This window comes from Corynebacterium sp. CQ3829_602738, assembly GCF_054478435.1.
This window is the reverse complement of sequence record NZ_CM137003.1, coordinates 1,150,225-1,173,895: the sequence shown is the minus strand read 5'-3', so window position 1 is coordinate 1,173,895 and position 23,671 is coordinate 1,150,225. Positions and strand designations below refer to the sequence as shown.

Genomic DNA, 23,671 nt, shown 5'->3' with positions numbered 1-23,671 from the left:
AAGTGAACTGCGCGTAACCCGCCACCTTAAATTGCTGGCCAGCCGTCCAAGTATCCGTGTGATCCAGTTAACGCAGTGTTCGATCCTGAAGTTATCCTGTGGGACCGTTGAGCGTTTCCTTACCCCTCGGTAAGGTCGCACTTGGCTTTCGGGGGACGACCTGGCCAGGGGTGAAATCTAAGCCCCAGCCCGGTCAAGGCCAACCCCGGCGGCCCCTTCCCCCCAAGGGGAGGTCCACAACTGAATACGCACTCGGAGCTGCTGGGGGAGGCTCCGCGGGAGGGGTCACGGCCGTGGGCGGGGTGCCGTGCGCGAGGCGGGTAGGAATCGATATCGTTCCTACCCGCCTCGGCGTTGCTCCAGCCAGATTCCTAGTGCGCAGCGGCGTCCCAGTTGGCGCCAGTGCCGGCGGAGACCTCCAGCGGGACGAGCAGCTCGATGGCGCCGTCCATCTCGCGCTCCACAATCTCGCGTACCTCGTCCAACTCGCCCGGGGCGATCTCCACAACGAGCTCGTCGTGGACTTGGAGCAGCACGCGGGACTTTTTGCCTTCCAGCGCGGCGTCCACGCGCAGCATGGCCACCTTGATGATGTCGGCGGCCGTGCCCTGAATCGGCGCGTTCAATGCGGCGCGCTCCGCGTTCTCGCGCGCCACGCGGTTGTCATTGTTCAGCTCCGGCAGGTAGCGGCGGCGGCCGAAAACGGTGGACGTGTAGCCGTCGCGACGCGCCTGCTCCACCACCTCATCCAGGTAGCGCTTCACGCCGCCGAAGCGCTCGAAGTAGCTGGCCATGATGTCCTTCGCCTCGCCGGCGGAGATGGACAGCTGGTTGGACAACCCGTACGCCGATAGTCCGTAGACCAGGCCGTAAGACATCGCCTTGACGCGGCGGCGCAGCTCCGGGGTGACCTGGTCGATGGGCACATCGAACACGCGCGAGCCGACGAAGTTGTGCAGATCCTCCCCTGCCCGGTACGCCTCGATCAGGCCCTCGTCCTGGCTCAGGTGCGCCATCACGCGCATCTCAATCTGCGAGTAGTCGGCCGTAAGCAGGCACTCGTAGCCCTCGCCCACCACGAACGCGGAGCGGATCGCGCGGCCGGCCTCGGTGCGCACTGGGATGTTCTGCAGGTTCGGCTCCGCGGAGCTTAAGCGGCCTGTCGACGCCACGGTCTGGTTGAACGTGGTGTGGATGCGCTCATCCGACTGCACCGTCTTAATCAGCCCCTCGATGGTGGACTTGAGCTTCTGGTGCTCGCGGTGCGCCAACAGGTGGTCCAAAAACGGGTGCGGGTTCTTCTCCGCCAGCGCTTCGATCTCGCCCGCGGCCGTCGAGTACCCAGTCTTGGTCTTCTTCGTCTTCGGCAGCTCGAGTTTGTCGAAGAGCACGGCGGACAGCTGCTTGGGGGAAGACAGGTTCAGCGAAGGCTCGTCGACAAGCGCACGCGCCTCCTCCTCAACCCGCTCCACCTTGAGCGTGAGCTCCTTGCGCTGGTCCTCCAGCACGTTCAGATCCACCGCGATGCCGGTGTGCTCCATCTCGGCGAGCACGGTGACCAGCGGAAGCTCCAGGTCCACGTAGAGCTCGTAGGAGTCGATCTCGCGCAGCTCCTTGGTCAGCTCCGCGGACAGCTCCAGGATCGCGGCCGCCGCATCGACGTCGGCGGTGTCGCCGAGCAGGCTCATCTGGTCGGAACCGACATTGAGCTGGCGCTGCAGGTGACGCTGGTAGATGTCCTCCAGCGCGTAAGTGCGCTGGCCCGGTCGCAGCAGGTAGGCGGCAATCGCGGTGTCGTGCGCGATGCCGTCAAGCTCGATGCCCCGGCCACGCAGCATGTGGTACGCCGCCTTCGCCTCGTGCAAGAACTTCGGCGCGTCCGACTCCAGCCACTGTTTGAGCGCGGCGTCCTCCTCGGCGCTCAAGTCAGCGGCGAGCTTGGATACGCCGTGCCGTTGCTTATCGACGATCGCCAGCGCCACCACATCCCCCTGCCCGGGAGTAGCGTTGCCCGAGACGTAGACGGCAAGGCCGTCGGTGTGGCGTGGCTTAAGCCAGGCGTCGAGTGGCTCGTCGTCGATGGTGACGTCTTCGAGTTCGACGGTTTCCGGCTCGGGTGCGGCGCCATCGGTAGGCACGGCGGCGAGGACGCGCTCGCGCAGGTTCACGCCGAACTCGAGGTCGTCGAAGCGCGCCGCAACCTGGGTGACGTCCGCCGGTTTGAGCTCCAGGTCGTTCGGCGCGACCGGCAGCTCGACGTCCGTGACCATCTGGGTCAGCTCGCGGTTGAGGCGGACCTGGTCGATGCGCTCACGGAAGTTGTTGGCGGCCACGCCCTTGAGCTCGTCGGCGCCCTCGATGAGCCCTTCGAGGCTGCCGTACTGCGAGATCCACTTCGTGGCGGTCTTCTCCCCCACCTTGGGCACGCTGGGCAGGTTGTCCGACGGGTCGCCGCGCAGCGCCGCGAAGTCCGGGTACTGCGCAGGCGTCAGCCCGTATTTGTTCTCCACTTCCTCGGGCGTAAAGCGGGTCATGGTGGACACGCCACGGGTGGGATACAGCAGCGTGGTGGCGCCGTCCACAAGCTGAATGTAGTCGCGGTCGCCACTGACCAGCACGATCTCGAAGTCGCCCTCAGCACGCGCCTGGGTGACCATCGTGGCGACGATGTCGTCCGCCTCGAAGTTCTCCTTGCTCAAGGTGGTGATGCCGAGATCGCCCAGCACGTCCTCGATAATCGGCACCTGGCCCTTGAACTCCGGCGGCGCGGCTTCGCGCTGCGCCTTGTACTCCGGGAAACGCTCAGTGCGGAACGTCTTGCGGCCCACGTCGAAGGCGACGGCGGCGTGCGTCGGCTTCTCGTCCGCCAGGATGTTGGCGAACATGGATAAAAACCCGTAGACCGCATTCGTGTGCTGTCCGCCTGAGGTGGAGAAGTTCTCCGCGGGCAGCGCGTAGAAGGCGCGGAAGGCCATCGAGTGGCCGTCGATAAGCAACAGTCGCTTCGTGTTCTCGGGTGTATCGCTCACGGTTGGCCAGTCTAGCGGGCAGCCCGACATGGCCCGGCTCGCCCATTAGCGAGGTGATTTCGTTGCGGAGGCTGCGCTGGGATAAACTTTCGCCCGATGCCCCAGTAGCCCAATTGGCAGAGGCAACGGATTCAAAACCCGTCCAGTGTGAGTTCGAGTCTCACCTGGGGCACGCTGTGTTGTCTCGAGACATCGTTCCTACGGTGTCTCGAGGCTTTTTGTTTTTCCGGGGTGGGCTGAATCCAGACCTCAGGCCGAGCTCACCTGCAAACCCCCAGGTCGCGCCTGCACTTGAGGTCTGGTTTTGCGCTGAAGTCTGGTTCATCCAGCACTCTCATTGAGGCAGCCACATCAAACAGTCCAGGTCGCCAAGTTCTATAACCACGATGTAAAGCGATCTTGACACCCAAAACGCTTTACTTTACATTCTGCAAATGGAAGGAGGCCATATGGGCGACCACACCAACACAGTTCGCAAATGGCGGCGCTGGCACGAGTTGTCGCAACAGGAGCTCGCTGACCGCGTCGGTGTTTCCCGGCAGACCATCGCCAACATCGAGCGGGGCAACTACTCGCCCTCCGTCTACTTAGCGCTCGACATCTGCCGTCAGTTTGAAAAGTCAGTTGAAGAAATCTTTGGCCAAACCAAGGAGGAATGATGTTCAAGAATTTCGGAGACTCAATCGTCAATTTCGTCGACGGCACCGCCACCGATGAGTTCGAGGCCGCGACGTACCACAAAGCAAACTCGGTGGGCTTTTACACATCCCTGCTCGGCATGGCGCTTGTGGGTGCGATCCTCGCGTGGGTTCTGCCGGGTCGGCAGGCACTGTGGTCGGTCACCGTCCTGTTGATCCCCATCATTAGCAGTGTGGCGAGCACACAGTGGATGCGCAACTACGTCGCATCGCCGATCTTCCAGCTGCGGGACACCCCACGCAGCATCCTCATCACCTATTGGGTGCTGTGCGCAGTCTGGCTGGTGGGCGTCATCGTCACCGGCGGCTTCGACCCCTCCGGCAGCTTCGATAGCGCGGGCGCTTCCGGCGCAATCGTCGGCGCCGTCGTGGGCGCTGTGGTGGCCGGAGTAACCAGCCACCAATTCAGCAAGAAGCGCCGCCAGCGAGACCTGAAACGCTTCGCCGCGGAGACCGAAGACTACCGCCCGCACCTCTCGCCGACCCCGCAGACCGCTTCTGGCCTGCGGGGTTTTCACATACATAGGCAACCTATATAGTCTCCCTATGCACTCCAACGAGGACCTCGCCGTGCTCGCCGTTGAACTGATTGCGGCGGGCAGCCACTTCACTCGCGCCGCCTACCAGGCGTCCGGGATGGAACTCTCCAACGTGTCCATGCGCGCACTTGCGGCACTCGAGCGTGAACCGGGGCTCCGGATTGGAGAGCTTGCAGCACGGGAAGGCATCCGCCAGCCCTCAATGAGCCAAGCCATGAAGCGGCTTGTGGACGACGGCTACGCCGCCAGGCACACCGCCGACGATGATGCTCGCGCAACAGTGCTCACCATCACCGACGCCGGCCGCGAGGCTTTGCACAACTACAGGACAGCAGCAGCCGAGGCGCTTGCCCCGGTTTTCGAGACGTTGAAACCGGAGGACGTCGCAACGCTTCAGCGCACGGCGGAGCTCCTGCCGGAGCTGACAACAGAATTGAGACAACGAGAAGGAGGACGCGCGTGACAGACACGCCGCACGAAAGATCCGCATCCCATTCAATCCTGAAACAGCCCGTAGCGGTATGGGCCCTAGCCTTCGCCTGCGCCGTCTCGTTCATGGGTATCGGACTAGTGGATCCGATCCTGCCCGCCATCAGCCGCGAACTGGATGCCTCGCCAACGCAAACGATGCTGCTGTTTACCAGCTACCTCCTGATCACCGCGCTGGCGATGTTCTTCAGTGCGTTTATCTCATCGCGTATCGGTGTCAAGACCACACTCCTGATTGGCCTAGCGCTGATCGTCGTGTTCGCGGCGCTCTCTGGCGCCGCAGGCTCCGTCGACGCAATCATCGGCTTCCGCGCCGGCTGGGGCCTAGGAAATGCACTGTTTATCTCTACGGCGCTGGCGGCCATCGTCGGCGCGGCGGCAGGGCACGCGGGCCAGGCAGTGATCCTGTATGAGGCCGCGATCGGCGTCGGTATGGCCATCGGCCCCCTCGCCGGCGGCGTGCTGGGTGAGATCAGCTGGCGCGCACCCTTCTACGGCACTGCAGTGCTCATGGCGGCCGGCTTTATCGCGATTGCGACGCTGCTGGCCAAGGCGCAGCGCAAACCAGAGCCCGTCGCGCTGACGGCGGGGCTCGCAGCAGCCAAGGACCCAGCCCTGCTCACTCTCGGTTTGGTGGCGTTTTTCTACAACTTCGGGTTTTTCACCCTGCTCGCCTACTCGCCCTACCCCATCGAGGAAGCTGCCGCGCTGAGCGGGCGCAATTTCGGCGCGACTGAGCTGGGCTACGTCTTCTTCGGCTGGGGCCTGGCGCTGGCTGTCTCTTCGGTGTTCATCGCGCCTCGCCTGACCCGCGCCTTCGGCCTGATTCCGGTGGTGGTGACCGTACTCCTCGGTTTCAGTGCAGTTCTCGCCGGCCTCGGCTTTGGCGCTCACCGGTTAGGCGTCGTAGTGGTCCTGGTCATTCTCGCGGGTTTCTTCAGTGGCGTTTTCAACACCGTACTCACTGAAGCCGTCATGGAGGCGACGGAGATGCCGCGCAACGTGGCGTCGTCGAGCTATTCGGGGATGCGCTTCCTCGGCGGCGCTGTGGCGCCAGCTGTATCCGGCCCGCTGGCCGCGTCGCTGGGCGCTGGCGTGCCGTACTGGTTCGGCGCCGCTTCACTCGTGGTCTCGCTGGTGATCCTCTTCGCAGGTCGAAAGACTCTGCATCGCATTCTCTAACGGATTGGTTAAGATACGCCTCATGCGCAAGTCTCTCATCGCCGGCGTCACCGCCGGAGCACTCGTCCTTGCAGGCCTGAACGCACCGTCCGCCACCTCGCAGACCAAGCCGGAAGGCACCGGCATCACCGCAGAAGATGTCGAGGTTTTCCGCAACACCGCGGACGCGTTTGAAAAACTTTCGGCTGAGGGCACCTCATCCAGCAGCGAGGAAGGCTCTTCCAGCAAGACCGACAATAAGAAGAAGGGCCCGCGGAAGCCGGGCGACCCGTCGCCGGACCTGGAGTGGCTGGACCAGGACCCCGAGAACGATCCGCTCTACATCGACCCGGAGAAGAACCCGCTCAAAGAGGTCTCCTCTTCCGACATGTTCTTGGAGTGGACCGACGACATGGAAGAGGGCGAAGGCAAAGAATTCGTCCAGGCGTGGGCGCGCAACTCCTCCGTCCCGGACACCGCTAACCCGGTCGAGCTGTGGAAGCAGGAGGCCCAGGGCTCCGCGATGATGTCCTCCGGTTTCTTCACCGGTGATTTCGCGCAGTCCTCCGCAGGTTCCAGCCAGGCCACCTCGGTGCTGATCCCCGTGTTCTTGGGGATGCTGGTGATCGGCTCGCTGATTGAGCTGGTTATGCGCGGTATTCGCATGGCGCAGCAGTAGCCAAAAACATTTGCTTATCGACGGCCCCAGGGGTGACCTTGGGGCCGTCGATACGCATTTGCACCCCGGTGTAATATACGATGGCTTGTAAATATTCATCGTGTATTGGAGCCGGTATGCAACACACCACCTCCCTGCGCGTCGCCGCGTGCCTGAGCGCGACAATGCTGCTCGCGGGTTGCGTGACCAACGAGGAGGGCGGCACCCCCGACGGCTGGGAACCAATCGTCCCGGACGCTGTGCCCGAAATCGCGGCAATGGTGCCGCCGGAGGTCGCCGCTGACGGCGTGCTCAACGTGGGCACGAACCCGCCGTTCGCCCCCTTCGAGTTCAAAGACTCGCAAGGCGAGCTCATCGGCGTGGAACTCGACCTCGCCCGCGCCGCAGCAGCGGTCATGGGCATGGATTTCCAGGCCGACGACATGGACTTCGCCATGATCCTGCCCGCCGTGTCCTCGGGCAGCCTCGACGTTGGCGCGTCGGGCTTCACGGACAACGAGGAACGCCGCCAGTCTTTCGACTTTGTCAATTTCCTCTACGCCGGTGTGCAGTGGGCCGCCCAGCCGGGTGCCGACGTGGACCCGGACAACGCCTGCGGGCTGACGGTGTCGGTGCAGCGCACCACCGTCTCCGACACCGACGACGTGCGCCCGAAATCCGAGGCCTGCGAGGCTGCCGGCAAGGACCCGATCACGGTGCTCGCCTTCGACACCGCCGACAACGCCGCCCTTGCGGCACTGGTCGGCCGCGCCGACGCGTACAGCGCGGACTCGCCTGTCACCGCCTGGGCCGTGGAGCGCTCCGACGGCGAGCTGGAAATGGTCGGCGAGATGTTCGACGCAGCCCCCTACGGCTTCGCGGTGCCGAAGGGCTCGCCGCTGGCCGACGCGATGGCGGCGGCGATGCAGCATCTCATCGACACCGGCGACTACGAGCGGATTCTGAAGCAGTGGAACATCGACACCGGCCTTTTGGACCAGGCCCTGAAAAATGAGCAACCCCTGGGAGGACAGTCAGCATGAGCACCCCCTATTCCAAGTACGCGGCGAGCCAGAAAGAGCGCACCCGCCCCGAGCGCATCCAGGCCAAGCCGCTGCGCCACCCGGGCCGCTGGGCGCTGGCCGCCCTGCTCGTGGTCCTGGTGGTCTGGTTCGTCATCGGCGCCGTGCGTAACGACGCCTACGGCTGGGACACGTACTTCACCTACCTCCTGGACACCCGCATCGCCACCGCGGCGCTGCACACCATCGCGATCACAGTGCTGGCCATGCTCATCGGCGTGATCGGCGGCGTGTTGCTCGCCGTGATGCGCATGAGCCCGAACCCGGTGTTCAAGACCGTCGGCTGGATCTTCCTCTGGATCTTCCGCGGCACCCCGGTCTACGTCCAGCTGATGTTCTGGGGCCTGATTGGCGCGATCTACGAAACGATCAACCTCGGCTTCACCGAGATCCCGCTGGACCCGTTCACCTCCTCTGCCTTCGCGCTGGCCGTGGTGGGCCTGGGCCTGAACGAGGCCGCCTACATGGCCGAGATCGTCCGCTCCGGCATCTCCGCCGTTCCGGAGGGCCAGGTGGAGGCCTCCAAGGCGCTGGGCATGAGCTGGGGCCAGACCATGCGCCGCACGGTGCTGCCGCAGGCCATGCGCATCATCATCCCGCCCACCGGCAACGAGTTCATCTCGCTGTTGAAGACGTCCTCGCTCGTGGTGGCCATCCCCTACTCGCTGGAGCTCTACGGCCGTTCCATGGACATCGCCGCCGCGCTGTTCGAGCCGGTGCCGATGCTCTTGGTCGCAGCCACCTGGTACCTGGTGATCACCTCGCTGCTCATGGTGGCGCAGCACTACCTGGAGCGCTACTTCGACCGGGGTGCCACCCGCCAGCTCACCGCCCGCCAGCTGGCCAGCCTGGCGGATGCCGAGGGCACCATCCCCAACAACGTTGAAATCGTGGAAGAACCGCAGAAGAAGGGGCAGCGCTAATGACCGTCAAGCAAAAACCAATGATTCAGGCTGTGAACGTGTGGAAGTCCTTCGGCAACCTCGACGTGCTCAAGGGCATCGACCTGGAGGTCTACCCCGGTGAGGTCGCCTGCCTGATCGGCCCGTCCGGCTCCGGCAAGTCCACCCTGCTGCGCTGCGTGAACCACCTGGAGAAGGTCAACGCCGGCCGCCTCTACGTCGACGGTGAGCTGATCGGCTACCACGAGCGCGACGGCGTGCTTCACGAGATGAGCGAGAAGGACGCCGCGAAGCAGCGCCGCGACATCGGCATGGTGTTCCAGAACTTCAACCTCTTCGGTCACCGCACGGTCCTGGACAACATCATCGAGGCCCCCGTGCACGTCAAGGGCCAGCCGGCGGACCAGGCAAAGGCCCGCGCGATGGAGCTACTAGAGATGGTCGGGCTGGGCACCAAGGCGGACGCCTACCCCATCCAGCTTTCTGGCGGCCAGCAGCAGCGCGTGGCCATCGCGCGCGCGGTGGCCATGGATCCGAAACTCATGCTTTTCGACGAGCCCACGTCCGCCCTCGACCCCGAACTCGTCGGCGAAGTGCTGCGCGTGATGCGCGAGCTGGCGGAGCAGGGCATGACCATGCTGGTGGTGACCCACGAGCTGGCGTTCGCCCGCGAGGTGGCCGACAAGGTCGCGTTCATGGACGGCGGCCAGATCATCGAGTACGGCACCCCGGAGCAGGTGCTGGACAACCCGCAGCACGAGCGCACCAAGGCGTTCGTCTCCACCCTGTTCTAGGACCCCAATTTTGTACGAATCGACATTTTGACCCTGTGCCCGAAAACTGACCTGGGCAAACGCAAATCAGATGTCGATTCGTACAAAACTCACCCCAGCAGGCCGCGCACGAGCGCAGTCACGCCGCCGGCGAAGGCCAGGCCGAGCGCGATCCGGTGCGCGATCGCGGGCGGCACGAGCGGTGCTAGGCGCTTGCCTGCCGCGATCCCGATTGCCAGGGCCGCCAAGGTAGCGACCCACAGCGCAGGCTCGATGCCGGTGACGTCCGCAGCGCCGGCGAACACCTTCACTGTGAACGACAGCGTGCCGCCAACCAGAAAGATCGGCTGCAGCGTGGCGGCGTAGACCCGCTGCGGCCAACGGGCAGCCTCCGCGTACACCGTGATCGCAGGCCCTGCCACCCCGGCCAGGGTGTTCATGAACCCACCGATCACACCTGACGCGGCCGCGGGCACCACCCCTTCGACCCGGGGCACGTAGCGCTTGCCCAGCGTGACCACGGACAGCGCGAGCAGCAGCAGCGCCCCGACCAGCACGAGCAGCACGTTGGTCGGCGCGTTCGCCACCACCCAGGTGCCCGGGACCACGCCGAAGACGAGCGCGAGCGCGATTGGGGCGAACTTTTTCCAGTCCACGTCTGCGCGCATGCCCCAGGTGTTGGTCGCCGCGTTGATGACGGCGAGGAGGTTGACCAGCAGGATGCCGTCGACAGGCCCGAGCAGCAGCGAGAGCACGGGGGCGGCGATAAGCCCCACGCCCATGCCGGAGATGCGCTGCAGGCACGCGCCCACCGCAACGGCGGCGCCGACGCCCAAAGCGACGAGCACTAGCGGTACTTCTCCGCCATCGCCTCGCGCACGGAATCCGGCACCAGGCCGGTGACGTCGCCGCCGAACTTGGCCACTTCCTTGGTCAGCGAGGACGAGATGTAGCCGTATTTTTCGTCCGTGAGCAGGAAGTAGGTGTCCACCCCGGTCAGGCGGCGGTTCATCTGGGCCATGGGCAGTTCGTACTCGTAGTCCAGCGAGGAGCGCAGTCCCTTGACCAGGGCGGTGATGTGGTGGGCGGAGGTGTAGTTCACAAGCAGCCCGCCCCAGCTGTCCACGCGCACGTTGGGCAGGTGCGAAATGACGTCGCGGATCAGCTCGACGCGCTCGTCGATGGAAAACAGCCCCGAGGTCTTCGTCGGGTTGCCGGTGACCAGCACCACCACTTCGTCAAAGTGGCGCGAGGCGCGGGTGACGATGTCCAGATGGCCGTTCGTGATCGGATCGAACGAGCCTGGGCACACTGCGGTAGTCATTTATTCCTCCACCTCTGCTTCCGGGTCCGTGTACACGGCCATGTCCATGCGCGCGATGCCGTACAGGCGCTTCTTCAGCTTCTGGCCGGTCGGGGTGAACTCCTGTGGCCAGGCCGTTTCGGGGCTTTCGCGGTGGCGCTCGACGACGACCACGGCGCCGTCGTGAAGCGTTGGCTTCAGCGCCTCCACCATCTCCGCGACGGCTTCATCCGCGAGCTCGTACGGCGGGTCCGCGAGCACGATGTCGAAGTGGTTGCGCGGCGCGCGGGCGAGGTAGGTCGACGCTTTCACCGGCTCGATGGTCACGTTGGGGTGGCCGACCACACCGGCGTTGTACTCGATGACGCGCACGGCCTCCGGGTTGTTTTCCACCAGCACCACCTCGGCGGCGCCGCGCGAGGCAGCCTCCAACCCCAGCGCGCCGGAGCCGGCGAACAGGTCGAGAACGTTCATGTCCACGAACCCGAAGCGGACCTGCAGGGAGGAAAACAGGCCCTCGCGCGCGCGGTCCGAGGTGGGACGTGTGCCCTCTGGCGGCACCTTGATCTTGCGGCCGCGGGCCTCGCCGGAAATGATGCGGTTCATGGCCACAACTCTAACGCCCTAGCTCTTGTCCAAATACTCGAAGTCCTCCGGAATGAAATCCGCGGTCGCGGCACGGGCGAACTCAAGGTTGTCTGCCACCAGGCGGGCGGCGTCGTCGTAGGCGCGGCGCACCAGTTCGAAGTCCTCCACAAGGTTGAGCAACTTCAACGTGCGGTGCATGCCGGACTGCTGCGTGCCCAGCACGTCGCCCTCACGGCGATTGAGTAGGTCCAGCTCCGCCAGCGCGAAGCCGTCCGTGGTGGACGCGACTTGGGACACACGCTCAAACGACGGGGTGCCCTCCTTCGCCTGCGTGTGGAACAGGCACAGCGACTGGTTGCCGCCGCGGCCCACGCGGCCGCGCAGCTGGTGCAGCTGGGAAACGCCGAAGTGCTCGGATTCGCGGACCATCATCACCGTCGCGTTGGGCACGTCCACGCCGACCTCGATCACCGTGGTGGCCACCAGCACGTCCACCCCGCCGGCGGCGAAATCGGCCATGACGGTGTCTTTCTCCTCGCCCTTCATCCGTCCGTGCAAAAACGCTACGTTGAGCCCCTCGAACTCGGTGGACGCGAGCTCGGCGACGACCTCGAGCACGCCGCCTTCGCCGTCGATGCGCGGGCAGACCACGTACGCCTGGTGGCCGGCGGCGACCTCCTCGCGGATCTTCTCCCAGGCGCGCGCCACCCAGCGCGGCTTGAACTGTGGCACCACCGCGGACTGGATGGGTTTTCGCCCGCCGGGCAGCTCGCGCAGGGTGGACACGGTCAAGTCGCCGAAGACGGTCATGGCGATGGTGCGCGGGATCGGCGTCGCCGTCATCACCAAAAGGTGCGGGGTTACCTCCCCCGCCTTGGCCCGCAGCGCGTCGCGCTGCTCCACGCCGAAGCGGTGCTGCTCATCCACCACCACTAGCCCCAGGCGGAAAAACTCCACGCCGTCCTGGATCAGCGCGTGGGTGCCCACCACGATGTCGGCCTCGCCGGTGACGATCTTCAGCAGCGCGTCCTGCTTCTGCGCCGCCGTCATGGACCCGGTCAGCGCCACCACGCGTGTGGGCAGACCCGCATTCATCAGCACCTTCGTCATGGAGCGGGCGTGCTGCAGCACCAGCACTTCGGTGGGCGCGAGGAAGGCGCACTGCGCGCCGTTGTCCACGGCCTGGAGCATGGCAATCAGCGCCACAATGGTCTTGCCGGAACCGACCTCGCCCTGCAGCAGCCGGCTCATGGGCACGGTGCGCGCCATATCGCGGGTGATCTCCGCGACCACCTCGTCCTGGCCGGAGGTCAGCGGGAACGGCAAGCGCTGCACCAGCAGGTCCTGGTCGCGGCCTTTCACCCGCGGCAGGGCCTCGGCGCTGCGGGCCTCCGCGTCGGCGCGACGCACGCCCATCGCCAACGCCACGGACAGCGCCTCGTCGTACTTCAGCCGCTCCAGCGCTCGCGCGGGCCCCGGCGGGCCCGGCTCGTGGATCTGGTGGACAGCCGAGTTCAGGGGCAAGAATCCTATTGGGGTGAAGCCGAGAGGCTCGTCGATAGGCGGAAGCTCCTGGAGCACTGCATGGACTGCGCCCATGATGGTCCAGGTGCTGACGTTTTTCACCGCCGGGTAGATGGGTAGCCACTCGCGCCCGCTCATGATTTGCTCGATGTCGCCGAAGTGGCCGAGCTGCCGCAGTGCGCCGGTGGCCTGCGTGGGCCCGTCCAGAAGCACGAAGTCCGGGTGCGACAGCTGCGGCTGGTTGCGGAACACGTCGTACTTGCCGGTCAGCATCACCCGTCGGCCCTCTTTGAGCACGCGCTGGGCGTAGTGGGAGCCGAAGAAGGCGGCTACAAACACCTGGCGGCCGTCGTCCACGTGCACCTTGTAAATGGGCCGCTTCGGCTGCTTCTTGGAGGTGAGTTGCTCGGTGCCCACGACCGTGCCGATGACGTTGAGCGTGTCGCCCGGTTTCACCCCGGCCAGATCGGCGCCGGTGCCGTAGTGCAGGTAGCGCCGCGGGTAGTGGCGCAGCAGCTCGCCGCAGGTGTGGATGTCGAGGTGCTTGCCTATCGCCTTGGCCTGTTTCAGCGGAATGACCAGGTTGAGCGGGCGCGTGTCCTCGAAACCCAGCATCTATTCCACCCCAATCTCCGCGCAGGCTTGCAGTCCGTCCGCAGGATAGACCATCACGTCGACACCGAGTTTGCCCGCGAGTTCCTCCAACGCGTCCGCGCGCAGCTCGTTCGGGTCGAACAGGATGCTCACCTGTTCCCCGCCGTGCTCGAGCAGGCGGCGGCAGGCACGCTCCACGGCATCCATCGGCTCGTCCGCGATGAGCATGTGCTCGCCGCGTGAGGTGACCACCACGTCGCCCCTCGCCACCGCCCCGCCCAAGGTCAGCGCGCCCTTCTCTGCGCGGAACGCAAGCGCGGTGCGCATCTCGCCGGCTGCCTCGGACATGGCGAAGGCGGCGGTGGCCAGCGGCTGCGCCGGGTCGTGCACGGACAGCGCCGCGATACCGGAGACCAGCCGCACCGTGGGCAGGATGGTGATGGATTGCTCCACCGCGCGCGCCGCGTTCTCCACCGCCGCGAGCTCGCTGTTGCTCAGCTGCCCGTTCGGCAGCACGATCACTTCGTTGCTGCCGGAGCGGGTGATCGCGTCGAGCATGTCCGCCGCCACGTTCGGCCCCGGCACCACCGTCACCGCGCCGGATGCGGCGTACAGGCTGGTCACAGACCCCGGCGGGGTCACCGCGATGATCAGGCGTTCCGGCGCGCCGGCCGCCACGGCGCTCGTGAGCACCTCCAGGCGCAGGTCAGCTACCTCGCCTAACGCAAATGCAGCCTCGATGACCTTACCGGCGTCGCGGGAGTGGATGTGCACCGTGGCCTCGCCGTCGTTCAGCGGCGCGACAATCAGGCTGTCGCCCAGCCCCGCCAGCTCGCCTTTCAGCGCCTCCAAGTCCCCGCGGAAGCTGAACATCACTTCCAGCTCGCCCTGGGTGCCGTGGGTTTCGGGCATGTGCTTATCGACGTCCTCCGGTTCCCCCGCACCGTCCCCCTCAACCGTCAGCGTGCGCAGCACCGCCACCAGGCCCGCCCCGCCGGCGTCAACCACGCCGGCTTCGCGCAGCGCCGGCAGCTGGGTCTGGGTGAGCCGCAGCGCGTCTTCGGCGGCGGCGGTGGCGGCGGCAGCGACGTCGGCAAGCGGGAGGTGCGCGTTGGGGCGCGCGGCGTCGGCGGCGGCGCGCAGCACCGTGATGATGGTGCCCTCGACCGGCTCCGCGATAGCGCGGTCCACGAACCCGACGGCGTTGGTGAGCGCGACGGCGAGCATCTCGCCTTCCGTCGCCCCATTGTTTGCGGCCTGGGCGAGGCCGCGCAGGATCTGCGAGAGCACGACCCCGGAGTTGCCGCGTGCGCCGCGCACCGCGCCGACGGCCAGCGCCTCAGCGACCTCGGTCAATCCCGCGCCGTCCTCCAGCTCCGCGGCGGCCTGGACTGCCGCGGCCATCGTGTGCGCCATGTTGGAGCCGGTGTCACCATCCGGAACTGGGAACACATTGAGCTCGTTGATCTCCGCGCGCTTGCGCTCCAGCTCGCTTAAGGCGCGGTGGGCCCATGCGAGCAGGCGTGCGCCGTTAGAAAGCGGAGATGCAGACATGCTGAGAGAGTTTACAGGTTCTGCTTAGAGTGCCCAGTTGACCGGCTGGGCACCCATCTTCTCCAGCGCCTGATTCGCCCGGGAGAAAGGGCGGGAGCCGAAGAACCCGCGGGAGGCGGACAGCGGCGAGGGGTGCGGCGACTCGATGCGCGGGGTGCCGCCCAAGAACCTCGCGGCCGTCTGCGCGTCGCGGCCCCACAGGATGGCCACCAGCGGGGTGCCGCGGGCCACCAGCGCCTCAACCGCCGCCTGGGTCACGGCCTCCCAGCCCTTGCCGCGGTGCGACGCCGGCGCGCCCGGGCGCACGGTGAGCACCCTGTTCAGCAGCAAAATCCCCTGCTTCGACCAGGAGCTCAAGTCTCCGTCCTTGCGCGGCGGGACACCCAGATCCGCTTGCAGTTCCTTGTAGATATTCACCAACGAACGGGGTGCGGCCACCCCTGGCTGCGTGGAAAACGCCAGACCCATCGGGTGCCCCGGCGTCGGGTACGGATCCTGGCCCAGGATAAGCACGCGGACGTCCTCGAACGGGTCCGCAAACGCCCGCAGGATGTCGTTGCCTCGCGGCAGGTACTCGCCCTCGGCGCGCAGGAAATCGCCCATGGCGTGGATCTGATCCTCCACCGGCGCCAGGGGCGCCTGCCAGGATTCGTGTACGGGCAACATTAAAAACTCTCCCATCCGGTGTCGGTGGCGGGCGCGGAGCCGTCGATACGCACGCCTTGCTTCTTGGTCACCGCGCCGATGGAGCGGAATCCCACCGGCGCGGAGCCTTCGATGGTGCCGATGAGCGTGTGGTCCTCCCCGCCGCCGAGCACCCACTCCCAGGGGTCCATGCCGAGCAACTCGCCGGCCTCTACCAACAGCTGGTCGGGGGCGATCGCGTTGGACGCGAGGTCGATGCCGACCCCGGACGCCTCCGCGAGCTGGCTGATGTCCCGGATCAGCCCATCCGAGTTGTCCGTCATGGAGCACGCCCCCGCAGCGCGCGCCACCACGCCTCGGCCCGGGGTCAGCTCCGGCACCTGGTGCGCGGCAACCAGCGGCTCCAGCTGCGCCGGGACGTCCACGCCCGCCTGCAGCAGCGCCAGACCCGCCGCGGAGTAGCCGATGCGCCCATGCGCGATCACGCGGTGGCCCGGGCGCGCCCCGTCCAGCGTCAGCGGCGGGCGGTTGCCGCCGAGCGCCCCCATCGCCGTGACGGACACGACCAGGTAGTCGCCGCCCGTGACATCGCCGCCGACGAGCTCGCAGGCGTAGTCCGACGCCATCTCGCCCACCCCGCGTGCGAGCTCCTCCAGCACCTTCGCCGGGGTGTCCGGGTGCGCGGAGACCGCCATCAGCGCCGCGATCGGGCGCGCGCCCATGGCCTCGATGTCCGCGAAGTTCTGCAGCGCCGCCTTGCGCCCCAGCCGGTACGGCGTGGTGGTCTGCGCGGTGAAGTGGCGGCCCTGCACCAGCATGTCGGTGCTGGCCACCACGCGCGAGTTCGGCGCAGCTTGGGCGAGCACCGCGGCGTCGTCGCCGTTGAGCGCGGACGGCGCCTGGGCGCGGATCAGCGCGATGACTTCGCGCTCGCCGAGCTCGCCCAGCGTCGGCCCGCCGGTGGGAAAGCCTGTCTCGATCACGTCTGCGCGCACCCTTTCACTAGACTCAGCCGCCATGGGTTCCACGGCGCATGATGCTCAATTTAACCGCACCACCATCTACATCAGTCTTGGGCTGGCGGTGGCGCTGGTGCTCGGCGTGCTCGTCGGCGCGCGCGTGTTCTTCAACCGCGTTGCGTTGCAGCCGGTGGCGATGACGGAACTTCCCGCGCCCGAGGCGTCTTCCGCGGAGTGCACCTCGCTTATCGACGCCCTCCCGTCCACCCTCGCCGACCTCAAACGCGCCGAACTGGCCGAGCCCGCCCCCGAAGGCGCCGCCGCGTGGCAGGCCTCCTCCACCGAGCGCATCACCCTGCGCTGCGGCGTGGACGCGCCCGCGCAGTACACCCCGTATTCGCAGCCCGAGGACATCGACGGCGCGCGCTGGCTGCGAGTCAACGACGCCACCCCGGGCTCACCCCTTGCCACCTGGTTCACGGTGGACCGCTCCCCCGTCATCGCCGTCACGGCCGATGCTCAACAGCTTCGCGACGGCACCGCCCCCGTCGCCGGCATCGACACCTCCGCGTTGACCGGCCCCGCCCCCGAGCAGCACCCCGCCCCGCTCGCCGACCTCGCAGCTGGTGGCGGCGCTGGCGCTGCTTCCTGCGACAGTCTGCTCGACGCGGCCCCCGACTCCATCGCCGACGGCTACACCCGCGTCGACGCAGTGAGCGAGCAGACCGTGGCCTGGTCTGCCGAAGGCCAAGACGCGATCGTGCTGCGCTGCGGCGTCGCCGACCCGGAGAACTACGGCCCGGGCGCGCGCCTGGACCAGATCAACGGCGTGCCCTGGTTCGAGGACGTGAAGTTGGCCAACGGCACCACCGCCTCCACCTGGTACGCGATGGGTCGAGACGTCCAGGTGGCGGCGTCGCTGCCGCAGGCGGAGAGCAACGAGGCGATCACGAACCTGACCAACCTCATCGCCGAGCACACCGGGCAGGCCTAGGCCCGCACCCCCTACCGCAGCGCAGTGCGGATCAGCGTGCTCAGCAGCTCCGGGTAGTCCACGCCCGTGGCCGCCCACACCTGCGGGTACATGGAGATGGCGGTGAAGCCGGGCATGGTGTTGACCTCATTGAGCACCGGCCCGTTGTCGGTGACGAAGAAGTCCACGCGCGCCAGCGACTTGCAGTCCAGCGCCCGAAAACAGGTCACGGCCATCTCCTGCAACTGGGCGATCAGCTCATCCGAGTACGGCGCCGGGATGGTGGCGGTGACGCCCTCTTCGAGGTACTTCGTCTCAAAGCCGTAGAAGCCCTCCGCGGAATCCTCGGTGCCGTTGAGCTTGGCGGGCACGGACGCGGCGACGGTGCCGTCGGGGCGCTCCAGCACCCCGACTTCCACCTCGTCGCCGACCAGCTCGGCCTCGACGATGACCTTGCCGTCGGACTCCAGCGCCAGCGACACCGCCGCCGGCAATCCCTCCCAGCTGGTCACCTTGGACACGCCGATGGAGGACCCGCCGTTCGCGGGCTTCACAAACACCGGCAGTCCCAGGTGCGAACGCTCTGCCTCGGTGAGCTCGCGCGCGCCGTCCAAGATCACCTCGCGCGTGACCGGGATCCCGGCCGCGGAGACGAGCTTTTTGGTGTACTCCTTGTCCATCCCGCACGCGGACGCCAGCACGCCCGGGCCGACGTACGGCACCCCGGCCAGCTCCAGCAGGCCCTGGACTGTGCCGTCCTCGCCGTGCTTGCCGTGCAGCACCGGGAAGACGGCGTCGACGGTGGTGATGGGCTCGCCGGAGGTGACGTCGTAAAGCAATCCCTTGCGCTGCGGGTTCAAAGAGAGCGCAACTTCGCGCCCATGCTTGACGACGGGAAGCTCCGCCCCTTCCGCCGGATTCGCCACACCCTCGACCCAGACACCTTCCTGCGTGATGCCGATGGGAAACACCTCGTATTCTGCGGGCATGTGGGACATGACCGAGTCGGCGGAGATGCAGGAAATCGAGTGCTCGGTGGACATGCCACCGTACAAAACAGCTATGCGGATCACGGGGAGCTAGCCTACCGGGCACTACTCCGATTTCTTGCTGCGACCCATCAGGGCGGCGATCACGTCGGCGACCTTCATGCCTTCGTGGCACACCGAGAACACGCCCTGGGTGATTGGCATCTCCACGGAGTGCTCTTCGGCGAGCTGGAAGATGCTGCGCGAGGACACCACGCCCTCAGCGACCTGGCCCTTGGTGGCGGCGCGGGCCTCGTCCATGGTCGCGCCTTCGCCGAGCGCGGCGCCGAAGGTGCGGTTGCGCGACAGCGGGGAGGCGCAGGTGGCCACCAGGTCGCCCATGCCGGCGAGGCCGGCGAAGGTGCGCGCGTCCGCCCCGAGTGCTGCGCCAAGTCGGGTGATTTCCGCCAGGCCGCGGGTGATCAGGGTGGCCTGGGTGTTGTCTCCCAAACCCTGGCCGGCGGCCATGCCGCAGGCCAGCGCGATGACGTTCTTGGTGGCGCCGCCGATTTCACAGCCCACCACGTCGGTGTTGGTGTACGGGCGCAGGTAACTGGTGGCGCACGCGGCCTGGACGAGCTTGGCGCGGTTTTCGTCGGCGCAGGCGATCACGGTCGCGGCCGGCTGTTCCTCGGCGACCTCGCGCGAGAGGTTCGGCCCGGACAGCACCGCGATGCGCTCGCGTTCTACCCCGGTGACTTCCGCGATGATCTCGCTCATGCGCATGTGCGTGCCGGATTCCACGCCTTTGGAGATGGAGACCAAGGTGGCGTCGCCGGGCAAGTCCGGCGCCCAGCGGGTGAGGTTGTCGCGCATGGTCTGGCTGGGCACGCCGAACACCGCAATCGCCGCGTTCTCGAGGGCTTCGGCGGCGTTCGAGGTGGCCTGGATGGCCGCCGGCAGCTCGATGCCGGGCAGGTACTCGGGATTCTCCCGCGTGTTTTGGATTGTGCGGGCGAGATCTTCGCGCCGCGCCCACAGGCTCACGGGGTTGCCCCCGTCCGCGAACACCTTGGCAAGGGTGGTCCCCCAGGAACCGGCGCCCAGTACTGCCACGTTGACCATCAGTGCGTCCTCCCAGCGTTTTTCAACCGCTACAACGTACCACCCTGACCGGACCTAGCGCGCCCGCCGAGTCTGCGACACAATGGAACGTATGCCAAATGACGACCGCCAACTGCACGAGCAGGACAAGGACACGCGCGGTGAAATGTTCCTCACCGGGCGCCTGCAGCAAATCCCCAACCATCCGCAAAGCGAGTTCAAGCGCACCACGCTTGCCGCCGGAGCGGTGCTGTGGCGCGGCGACCTGAAAAACCCCGACTCGCTGGAGGTGGCGTGCATCCACCGCCCGCACTACGACGACTGGTCTTTGGCCAAGGGCAAGCTGGACCCGGACGAGTCCCTGGTGCAGACCGCGGTGCGCGAGATCAAGGAAGAAACCGGCTTCGACGTGCGCCTGGGCAAGCTTTTGGGCAAGACCGTCTACCCGGTGAAGAAGACCACGAAGGTGGTCTACTACTGGACCGGTGAGGTCACCGGCGGCGAGTTCGAGCCCAACGACGAGGTGGACGAGATCCGCTGGTTGCATATCGACGACGCCTGCGAGCTGATGACCTACGACCTGGACCGCCAGGTGCTGCGCAAGGCTCAGAAGCGCTTCGGCACCCCGGCGGACGCGCGCGTTTTGTACGTGCGCCACGCCCACGCGCACGAGCGCGAGAAGTGGTCCGGCGACGACAACTTGCGCCCGTTGGACAAGAAGGGCCGCCGCCAGTCCGAGATGCTGGTCCCGCTGCTCAGCGCGTTTTCTCCTGAGCGGATCTACTCCGCCGCACCGGAGCGCTGCCAGACCACCGTCGCCCCGCTTGCGGACGAGCTGGGCATCGATGTGGCCGTAGACGAGCGCTTCGGCGACGAGGCGTGGCTGTCCGACATGGTCGGCGCGCAGCGCGCCTTCACCGAGGTGATCGAGCAGGGCGGCACATCCGTAGTCTGCGCCCAGGGCGATGTCATCCCCGGCATGATCGCCTGGCTGTCTGCGCAGGGCACCCTGCCCATCGACACCGAGATCCACGCGAAGAAGGGCTCCGTGTGGGTGTTGAGCTTCCACGGCGGCCAGCTCACCGGCGCCGACTACGTCCCGTCCGCACTGCCGGTGCTGTAACAGAAGAAAGGAACGGATTTTTCACATGACTTCCCCCACCCCCACCGCATTCCCGCCGGTGACGCAGGAACGCATCGCCTCCACGCTGGAAGGCATGGACCTGAAGTACTTCCGCGAAGACGGCGGCGAGGTCCGCACCGCGTTTCCCGGCCTGGTGGTCTTCTTCGAGGTCGAACGCGAGGGATTCAAGGCAACGTCTAGGTGGATGGCGGTTGTGGATCAACCGGAGGACGTCGAGGAGCTTCGCGAGTTCGCGAACGTGATGAACCGCACCCTGCCGCTGGTGCGCGTGCACCCGGTGCTGCGCGAGGACGGCACCGCCATCGCGATCATCGAGGCGCCGTTCTTCTCCGGCGACGGCTTCGCCGACACCCAGCTGCGCGAGATGTGTGAGTACTTCTTCTCCGCCATCCACCACGTGGCCGGCCAGCTGCGCGAGACCTTCCCGGGCCTCGAAGAATCCTTCAACGACGGCGCTAAGGAGGCGTAACACCCATGAGCAACGACACCCTGAAGCCCCTGTCCATCCAGCGCGTCAAGGACGTCTTTGCCAAGCAGGGCTGGCAGTACGACGAGGCGAGCGAGTTTGCCATCCGCACCGGCTTTGCCCGCATCGGCCTGGAAATCGCGCACATCGCCCCGAACATCAACGTGATCTCCTCGGTCGCGGTGGATTCCATCGGCGCGGATCGCTACGAGGACATCCGCAACTGGGCCGAGCAGTACAACTACACCAAGGCCTACCCCACCGTCACCGCGCTGAAGGACGAGGAGCGCGGCATCACCGCCCTCGGCGTGGCCTACAGCCTGCCCGGCCACTGGGAGTACACGGACAACCAGTTCGAGTCCCACATCCTCACCGGCATCCAGGGCGTGGTGGCCGCCTCGCGCGACTTCCTCACCGAGTTCGCGCCGGAGGTCACCCAGCGCCTCGACGAGGAAGCGGCGCAGGACTAGCGCTTACCACTAGCGCTTACCGCACGGCCGGCTTAAACGCCGGCCGTTTCGCTTCGAAGGCCTTGATGGCATCTTCGTCGCGAAGCGTCAGCCCGATGTCGTCGAGTCCTTCCATGAGGCGCCAGCGGGTGTAGTCGTCCACCTCGAAGACGAACGTGTTGTCGCCGACGGTGACCGTGCGGTCCTCCAGCGACACGGTGGCGGTCTCGCCCGGGTGCTGCTCCAAGTGCTTCCAGATCAGCTCGATGTCGCTTTCCGGCAGGTTCGCGGCCAAAAGCCCGGCCTTACCGGAGTTGCCGCGGAAGATGTCGGCGAAGCGCGGGCTGAACACGACGCGGAAGCCGTAGTCCATCAGCGCCCACACGGCGTGCTCGCGCGAGGAGCCGGTGCCGAAGTCGGGCCCTGCGAACAACACGGAGCCGTTGGCGTAGGCGTCCTGGTTGAGCACGAACCCGGGCTCGTTTTCGCGCCAGTTGGAAAACAGGCCGTCCTCGAAGCCGGTGCGGGAGACGCGCTTGAGGTAGCGCGCCGGAATGATCTGGTCGGTGTCCACGTTCGAGCGCGTCAGCGGTACGGCGACACCTGTGTGGGTGGTGAATTTCTCCATCTGAGTGCTCCTTTACAGGTCTGCGGGGCTAGCAAGGTGGCCGGTGACAGCGGTCGCCGCGGCGACCAGCGGGGAGACAAGGTGGGTGCGCCCGCCGGGGCCTTGCCGTCCCTCGAAGTTGCGGTTGCTTGTCGACGCACTCCGCTCCCCCGGTTTCAGCTGATCCGGATTCATGCCCAGGCACATCGAGCACCCGGCAGTGCGCCACTCGGCGCCGAAGTCCGTGAAGATCTTGTCCAGGCCTTCCTCCTCCGCCTGCTGCTTGACCAGCGTGGAGCTGGGCACCACCAGCATGCGGGTGTTTTCCGCGATGGTGCGGCCCTTGACCACCTCGGCGGCGGCGCGCAGGTCCTCGATGCGGGCGTTGGTGCACGAGCCTAAGAACACGGTGTCGACGGCGATGTCGCGCAGCGGCGTGCCCGGGGTCAGGTCCATGTAGTTCAGTGCCTTGGCGGCGGCCTGCTTGGAGGTCTCGTCGGTGAAGTCCTCCGGGTCTGGCACATTCTCGCCCAGCGGCAGGCCCTGGCCGGGGTTGGTGCCCCAGGTGACAAACGGAGTCAGCGACGCGCCGTCGATCTCCACCACGGTGTCGAACGTGGCACCCTCGTCGGTGGGCAGCGTCTTCCAGTACTCCACCGCGGCGTCCCAGTCGGCGCCTGTCGGGGCGTACTCGCGGCCTTGGACGTAGTCGAAGGTCTTCTGGTCGGGTGCGACCATGCCGGCTCGCGCGCCTGCCTCGATGGACATGTTGCAGATGGTCATGCGCGCTTCCATGGACATCTTCTCGATGGCCTCGCCGCGGTACTCGATAATGTGGCCCTGGCCGCCGCCGGTGCCGATCTTGGCGATAATCGCCAGGATCAGATCCTTCGCGGTGACGCCTTCCTGCAGCTCGCCGGTGACCTCGATGGCCATGGTCTTGAAGGGTTTCAGCGGCAGGGTCTGGGTGGCCATGACGTGCTCCACCTCGGAGGTGCCGATGCCCATGGCAATCGAGCCGAACGCGCCGTGGGTGGAGGTGTGCGAGTCGCCGCAGACGATGGTCATGCCCGGCTGGGTGATGCCCAGCTGCGGGCCGACGGTGTGCACGATGCCCTGCTTGACGTCGCCCATCGGGTGCAGGGTTACGCCGAACTCCTCGCAGTTCTCGCGCAGCGTGGCAACCTGGGTGCGCGAGGTCGGCTCCGCGATCTCGAGCAGTTGGCCGGAGACGATCCCCTCGGTGGGCACGTTGTGGTCCTCGGTGGCCAGGTGCAGCTCCGGGTGGCGCATCGTGCGCCCGGCCAAGCGCAGCCCCTCGAACGCCTGCGGCGAGGTGACCTCGTGCAGAAGCTGGAAATCGATGAAGATGAGGTCGGGCTCGCCGTTTTCGCCCTGCTTGACCACGTGGTCGCGCCACACCTTCTCCGCCAACGTCAACGGTGTATCCGCCATAGCAAAC

Annotated in this window: 24 protein-coding genes and 1 tRNA gene; 13 read left to right on the top strand and 12 right to left on the bottom strand. The window is 66.5% G+C overall.

The features are described from left to right. Positions 1-371: 371 nt before the first annotated feature. Positions 372-2,975, bottom strand: a complete 2,604-nt coding sequence (polA, locus tag ACX1NL_RS05695; protein WP_458898906.1) for a DNA polymerase I — start codon at positions 2,973-2,975, stop codon at positions 372-374. A 152-nt stretch (positions 2,976-3,127) separates the two neighbouring features. On the opposite strand from polA, the gene ACX1NL_RS05690 reads away from it, so the two are divergent. The 9 genes from ACX1NL_RS05690 to ACX1NL_RS05650 all read left to right on the top strand — a co-directional run bounded on the left by ACX1NL_RS05690 (position 3,128) and on the right by ACX1NL_RS05650 (position 9,352). Beyond that, positions 3,128-3,201: transfer RNA gene (locus ACX1NL_RS05690), tRNA-Leu, on the top strand. 277 nt (positions 3,202-3,478) lie between these two features. Beyond that, the gene (locus ACX1NL_RS05685) at positions 3,479-3,688 is read left to right on the top strand and encodes a helix-turn-helix transcriptional regulator (protein WP_063937319.1); all 210 of its coding nucleotides are present in this window, start codon (positions 3,479-3,481) and stop codon (positions 3,686-3,688) included. Next, positions 3,685-4,266: a hypothetical protein gene (locus ACX1NL_RS05680; RefSeq protein WP_458898839.1), complete on the top strand. Its 582-nt coding sequence runs from the start codon at positions 3,685-3,687 to the stop codon at positions 4,264-4,266. The genes ACX1NL_RS05685 and ACX1NL_RS05680 overlap by 4 nt, the downstream gene beginning before the upstream one ends. Before the next feature lie 7 nt (positions 4,267-4,273). Then, positions 4,274-4,729, top strand: a complete 456-nt coding sequence (locus tag ACX1NL_RS05675) for a MarR family winged helix-turn-helix transcriptional regulator (RefSeq protein ID WP_458898838.1) — start codon at positions 4,274-4,276, stop codon at positions 4,727-4,729. Between the two features lie 92 nt (positions 4,730-4,821). Beyond that, on the top strand, positions 4,822-5,937 hold the full coding sequence (locus tag ACX1NL_RS05670; protein ID WP_181889569.1) for an MFS transporter: 1,116 nt from the start codon (positions 4,822-4,824) through the stop codon (positions 5,935-5,937). A 22-nt stretch (positions 5,938-5,959) separates the two neighbouring features. Next, complete coding sequence (locus ACX1NL_RS05665) at positions 5,960-6,595, top strand: hypothetical protein (protein ID WP_458898837.1); 636 nt, start codon at positions 5,960-5,962, stop codon at positions 6,593-6,595. Positions 6,596-6,711: 116 nt separating this feature from the next. Next, a complete protein-coding gene (locus ACX1NL_RS05660; RefSeq protein WP_448231400.1) occupies positions 6,712-7,617 on the top strand; it encodes an ABC transporter substrate-binding protein in 906 nt (301 codons plus the stop codon). Further along, positions 7,614-8,579 (top strand): amino acid ABC transporter permease, encoded by a 966-nt coding sequence (locus tag ACX1NL_RS05655; RefSeq protein WP_458898836.1) that lies wholly within the window; start codon positions 7,614-7,616, stop codon positions 8,577-8,579. Before ACX1NL_RS05660 ends, ACX1NL_RS05655 begins: the two co-directional genes overlap by 4 nt. Further along, positions 8,579-9,352, top strand: coding sequence for an amino acid ABC transporter ATP-binding protein (locus ACX1NL_RS05650; RefSeq protein WP_458898835.1), 774 nt, complete (start codon positions 8,579-8,581; stop codon positions 9,350-9,352). Before ACX1NL_RS05655 ends, ACX1NL_RS05650 begins: the two co-directional genes overlap by 1 nt. Positions 9,353-9,441: 89 nt before the next feature. Here the strand turns inward: ACX1NL_RS05650 and ACX1NL_RS05645 are convergent, their stop codons facing one another. From ACX1NL_RS05645 to ACX1NL_RS05615, 7 genes are read right to left on the bottom strand one after another with little or no spacing between them, the layout of a single operon-like run. After that, complete coding sequence (locus tag ACX1NL_RS05645) at positions 9,442-10,179, bottom strand: TSUP family transporter (protein ID WP_458898834.1); 738 nt, start codon at positions 10,177-10,179, stop codon at positions 9,442-9,444. Then, a complete protein-coding gene (coaD, locus tag ACX1NL_RS05640) occupies positions 10,179-10,655 on the bottom strand; it encodes a pantetheine-phosphate adenylyltransferase (protein ID WP_458898833.1) in 477 nt (158 codons plus the stop codon). Before coaD ends, ACX1NL_RS05645 begins: the two co-directional genes overlap by 1 nt. Next, positions 10,656-11,240: a 16S rRNA (guanine(966)-N(2))-methyltransferase RsmD gene (rsmD, locus tag ACX1NL_RS05635; protein ID WP_181888329.1), complete on the bottom strand. Its 585-nt coding sequence runs from the start codon at positions 11,238-11,240 to the stop codon at positions 10,656-10,658. Positions 11,241-11,258: 18 nt separating this feature from the next. Continuing rightward, complete coding sequence (locus tag ACX1NL_RS05630; protein ID WP_458898832.1) at positions 11,259-13,361, bottom strand: ATP-dependent DNA helicase RecG; 2,103 nt, start codon at positions 13,359-13,361, stop codon at positions 11,259-11,261. Beyond that, positions 13,362-14,894 (bottom strand): DAK2 domain-containing protein, encoded by a 1,533-nt coding sequence (locus ACX1NL_RS05625; protein WP_458898831.1) that lies wholly within the window; start codon positions 14,892-14,894, stop codon positions 13,362-13,364. A 24-nt stretch (positions 14,895-14,918) separates the two neighbouring features. Next, the gene (locus ACX1NL_RS05620; protein ID WP_458898830.1) at positions 14,919-15,560 is read right to left on the bottom strand and encodes a uracil-DNA glycosylase; all 642 of its coding nucleotides are present in this window, start codon (positions 15,558-15,560) and stop codon (positions 14,919-14,921) included. Further along, positions 15,560-16,522, bottom strand: coding sequence for a thiamine-phosphate kinase (locus ACX1NL_RS05615; protein ID WP_458898829.1), 963 nt, complete (start codon positions 16,520-16,522; stop codon positions 15,560-15,562). The genes ACX1NL_RS05620 and ACX1NL_RS05615 overlap by 1 nt, the downstream gene beginning before the upstream one ends. 34 nt (positions 16,523-16,556) lie before the next feature. Between ACX1NL_RS05615 and ACX1NL_RS05610 the strand changes: the two genes are divergently transcribed. After that, positions 16,557-17,492 carry a DUF3515 domain-containing protein gene (locus ACX1NL_RS05610; RefSeq protein WP_458898828.1) on the top strand — a complete coding sequence of 312 codons (936 nt, stop codon included), beginning with the start codon at positions 16,557-16,559 and terminating at the stop codon, positions 17,490-17,492. 11 nt (positions 17,493-17,503) lie between these two features. Here ACX1NL_RS05610 and ACX1NL_RS05605 read toward each other — a convergent pair whose 3' ends face one another. Together ACX1NL_RS05605 and ACX1NL_RS05600 are read right to left on the bottom strand one after the other, a co-directional pair. Beyond that, positions 17,504-18,514 carry a D-alanine--D-alanine ligase family protein gene (locus tag ACX1NL_RS05605; RefSeq protein ID WP_458898827.1) on the bottom strand — a complete coding sequence of 337 codons (1,011 nt, stop codon included), beginning with the start codon at positions 18,512-18,514 and terminating at the stop codon, positions 17,504-17,506. Between the two features lie 51 nt (positions 18,515-18,565). Then, positions 18,566-19,564 (bottom strand): NAD(P)H-dependent glycerol-3-phosphate dehydrogenase, encoded by a 999-nt coding sequence (locus ACX1NL_RS05600; protein ID WP_269952355.1) that lies wholly within the window; start codon positions 19,562-19,564, stop codon positions 18,566-18,568. Positions 19,565-19,655: 91 nt separating this feature from the next. On the opposite strand from ACX1NL_RS05600, the gene ACX1NL_RS05595 reads away from it, so the two are divergent. Genes ACX1NL_RS05595 through ACX1NL_RS05585 form a run of 3 tightly spaced genes read left to right on the top strand, consistent with a single transcriptional unit; the run spans position 19,656 to position 21,623 of the window. Next, positions 19,656-20,666, top strand: a complete 1,011-nt coding sequence (locus ACX1NL_RS05595; RefSeq protein WP_458898826.1) for an NUDIX hydrolase — start codon at positions 19,656-19,658, stop codon at positions 20,664-20,666. A 25-nt stretch (positions 20,667-20,691) separates the two neighbouring features. Further along, positions 20,692-21,156, top strand: a complete 465-nt coding sequence (locus ACX1NL_RS05590; RefSeq protein WP_458898825.1) for a YbjN domain-containing protein — start codon at positions 20,692-20,694, stop codon at positions 21,154-21,156. Between the two features lie 5 nt (positions 21,157-21,161). Next, a complete protein-coding gene (locus ACX1NL_RS05585; protein WP_070475610.1) occupies positions 21,162-21,623 on the top strand; it encodes a hypothetical protein in 462 nt (153 codons plus the stop codon). A 16-nt stretch (positions 21,624-21,639) separates the two neighbouring features. On the opposite strand, the gene leuD is transcribed toward ACX1NL_RS05585, so the two are convergent. Both leuD and leuC read right to left on the bottom strand, forming a co-directional pair. Further along, on the bottom strand, positions 21,640-22,230 hold the full coding sequence (gene leuD / locus ACX1NL_RS05580; RefSeq protein WP_458898824.1) for a 3-isopropylmalate dehydratase small subunit: 591 nt from the start codon (positions 22,228-22,230) through the stop codon (positions 21,640-21,642). Between the two features lie 12 nt (positions 22,231-22,242). Then, positions 22,243-23,664 (bottom strand): 3-isopropylmalate dehydratase large subunit, encoded by a 1,422-nt coding sequence (gene leuC / locus ACX1NL_RS05575; RefSeq protein WP_458898823.1) that lies wholly within the window; start codon positions 23,662-23,664, stop codon positions 22,243-22,245. Positions 23,665-23,671 lie beyond the last annotated feature (7 nt).

Coding starts and splice junctions, on each gene's coding strand:
- polA (WP_458898906.1), bottom strand. CDS start 2,975: ATGGCCTTCCGCGCCTTCTACGCGCTGCCCGCGGAGAACTTCTCCACC.
- ACX1NL_RS05685 (WP_063937319.1), top strand. CDS start 3,479: ATGGGCGACCACACCAACACAGTTCGCAAATGGCGGCGCTGGCACGAG.
- ACX1NL_RS05680 (WP_458898839.1), top strand. CDS start 3,685: ATGATGTTCAAGAATTTCGGAGACTCAATCGTCAATTTCGTCGACGGC.
- ACX1NL_RS05675 (WP_458898838.1), top strand. CDS start 4,274: ATGCACTCCAACGAGGACCTCGCCGTGCTCGCCGTTGAACTGATTGCG.
- ACX1NL_RS05670 (WP_181889569.1), top strand. CDS start 4,822: ATGGGTATCGGACTAGTGGATCCGATCCTGCCCGCCATCAGCCGCGAA.
- ACX1NL_RS05665 (WP_458898837.1), top strand. CDS start 5,960: ATGCGCAAGTCTCTCATCGCCGGCGTCACCGCCGGAGCACTCGTCCTT.
- ACX1NL_RS05660 (WP_448231400.1), top strand. CDS start 6,712: ATGCAACACACCACCTCCCTGCGCGTCGCCGCGTGCCTGAGCGCGACA.
- ACX1NL_RS05655 (WP_458898836.1), top strand. CDS start 7,614: ATGAGCACCCCCTATTCCAAGTACGCGGCGAGCCAGAAAGAGCGCACC.
- ACX1NL_RS05650 (WP_458898835.1), top strand. CDS start 8,579: ATGACCGTCAAGCAAAAACCAATGATTCAGGCTGTGAACGTGTGGAAG.
- coaD (WP_458898833.1), bottom strand. CDS start 10,655: ATGACTACCGCAGTGTGCCCAGGCTCGTTCGATCCGATCACGAACGGC.
- rsmD (WP_181888329.1), bottom strand. CDS start 11,240: ATGAACCGCATCATTTCCGGCGAGGCCCGCGGCCGCAAGATCAAGGTG.
- ACX1NL_RS05630 (WP_458898832.1), bottom strand. CDS start 13,361: ATGCTGGGTTTCGAGGACACGCGCCCGCTCAACCTGGTCATTCCGCTG.
- ACX1NL_RS05625 (WP_458898831.1), bottom strand. CDS start 14,894: ATGTCTGCATCTCCGCTTTCTAACGGCGCACGCCTGCTCGCATGGGCC.
- ACX1NL_RS05620 (WP_458898830.1), bottom strand. CDS start 15,560: ATGTTGCCCGTACACGAATCCTGGCAGGCGCCCCTGGCGCCGGTGGAG.
- ACX1NL_RS05610 (WP_458898828.1), top strand. CDS start 16,557: ATGGGTTCCACGGCGCATGATGCTCAATTTAACCGCACCACCATCTAC.
- ACX1NL_RS05605 (WP_458898827.1), bottom strand. CDS start 18,514: ATGTCCACCGAGCACTCGATTTCCTGCATCTCCGCCGACTCGGTCATG.
- ACX1NL_RS05600 (WP_269952355.1), bottom strand. CDS start 19,564: ATGGTCAACGTGGCAGTACTGGGCGCCGGTTCCTGGGGGACCACCCTT.
- ACX1NL_RS05595 (WP_458898826.1), top strand. CDS start 19,656: ATGCCAAATGACGACCGCCAACTGCACGAGCAGGACAAGGACACGCGC.
- ACX1NL_RS05590 (WP_458898825.1), top strand. CDS start 20,692: ATGACTTCCCCCACCCCCACCGCATTCCCGCCGGTGACGCAGGAACGC.
- ACX1NL_RS05585 (WP_070475610.1), top strand. CDS start 21,162: ATGAGCAACGACACCCTGAAGCCCCTGTCCATCCAGCGCGTCAAGGAC.
- leuD (WP_458898824.1), bottom strand. CDS start 22,230: ATGGAGAAATTCACCACCCACACAGGTGTCGCCGTACCGCTGACGCGC.
- leuC (WP_458898823.1), bottom strand. CDS start 23,664: ATGGCGGATACACCGTTGACGTTGGCGGAGAAGGTGTGGCGCGACCAC.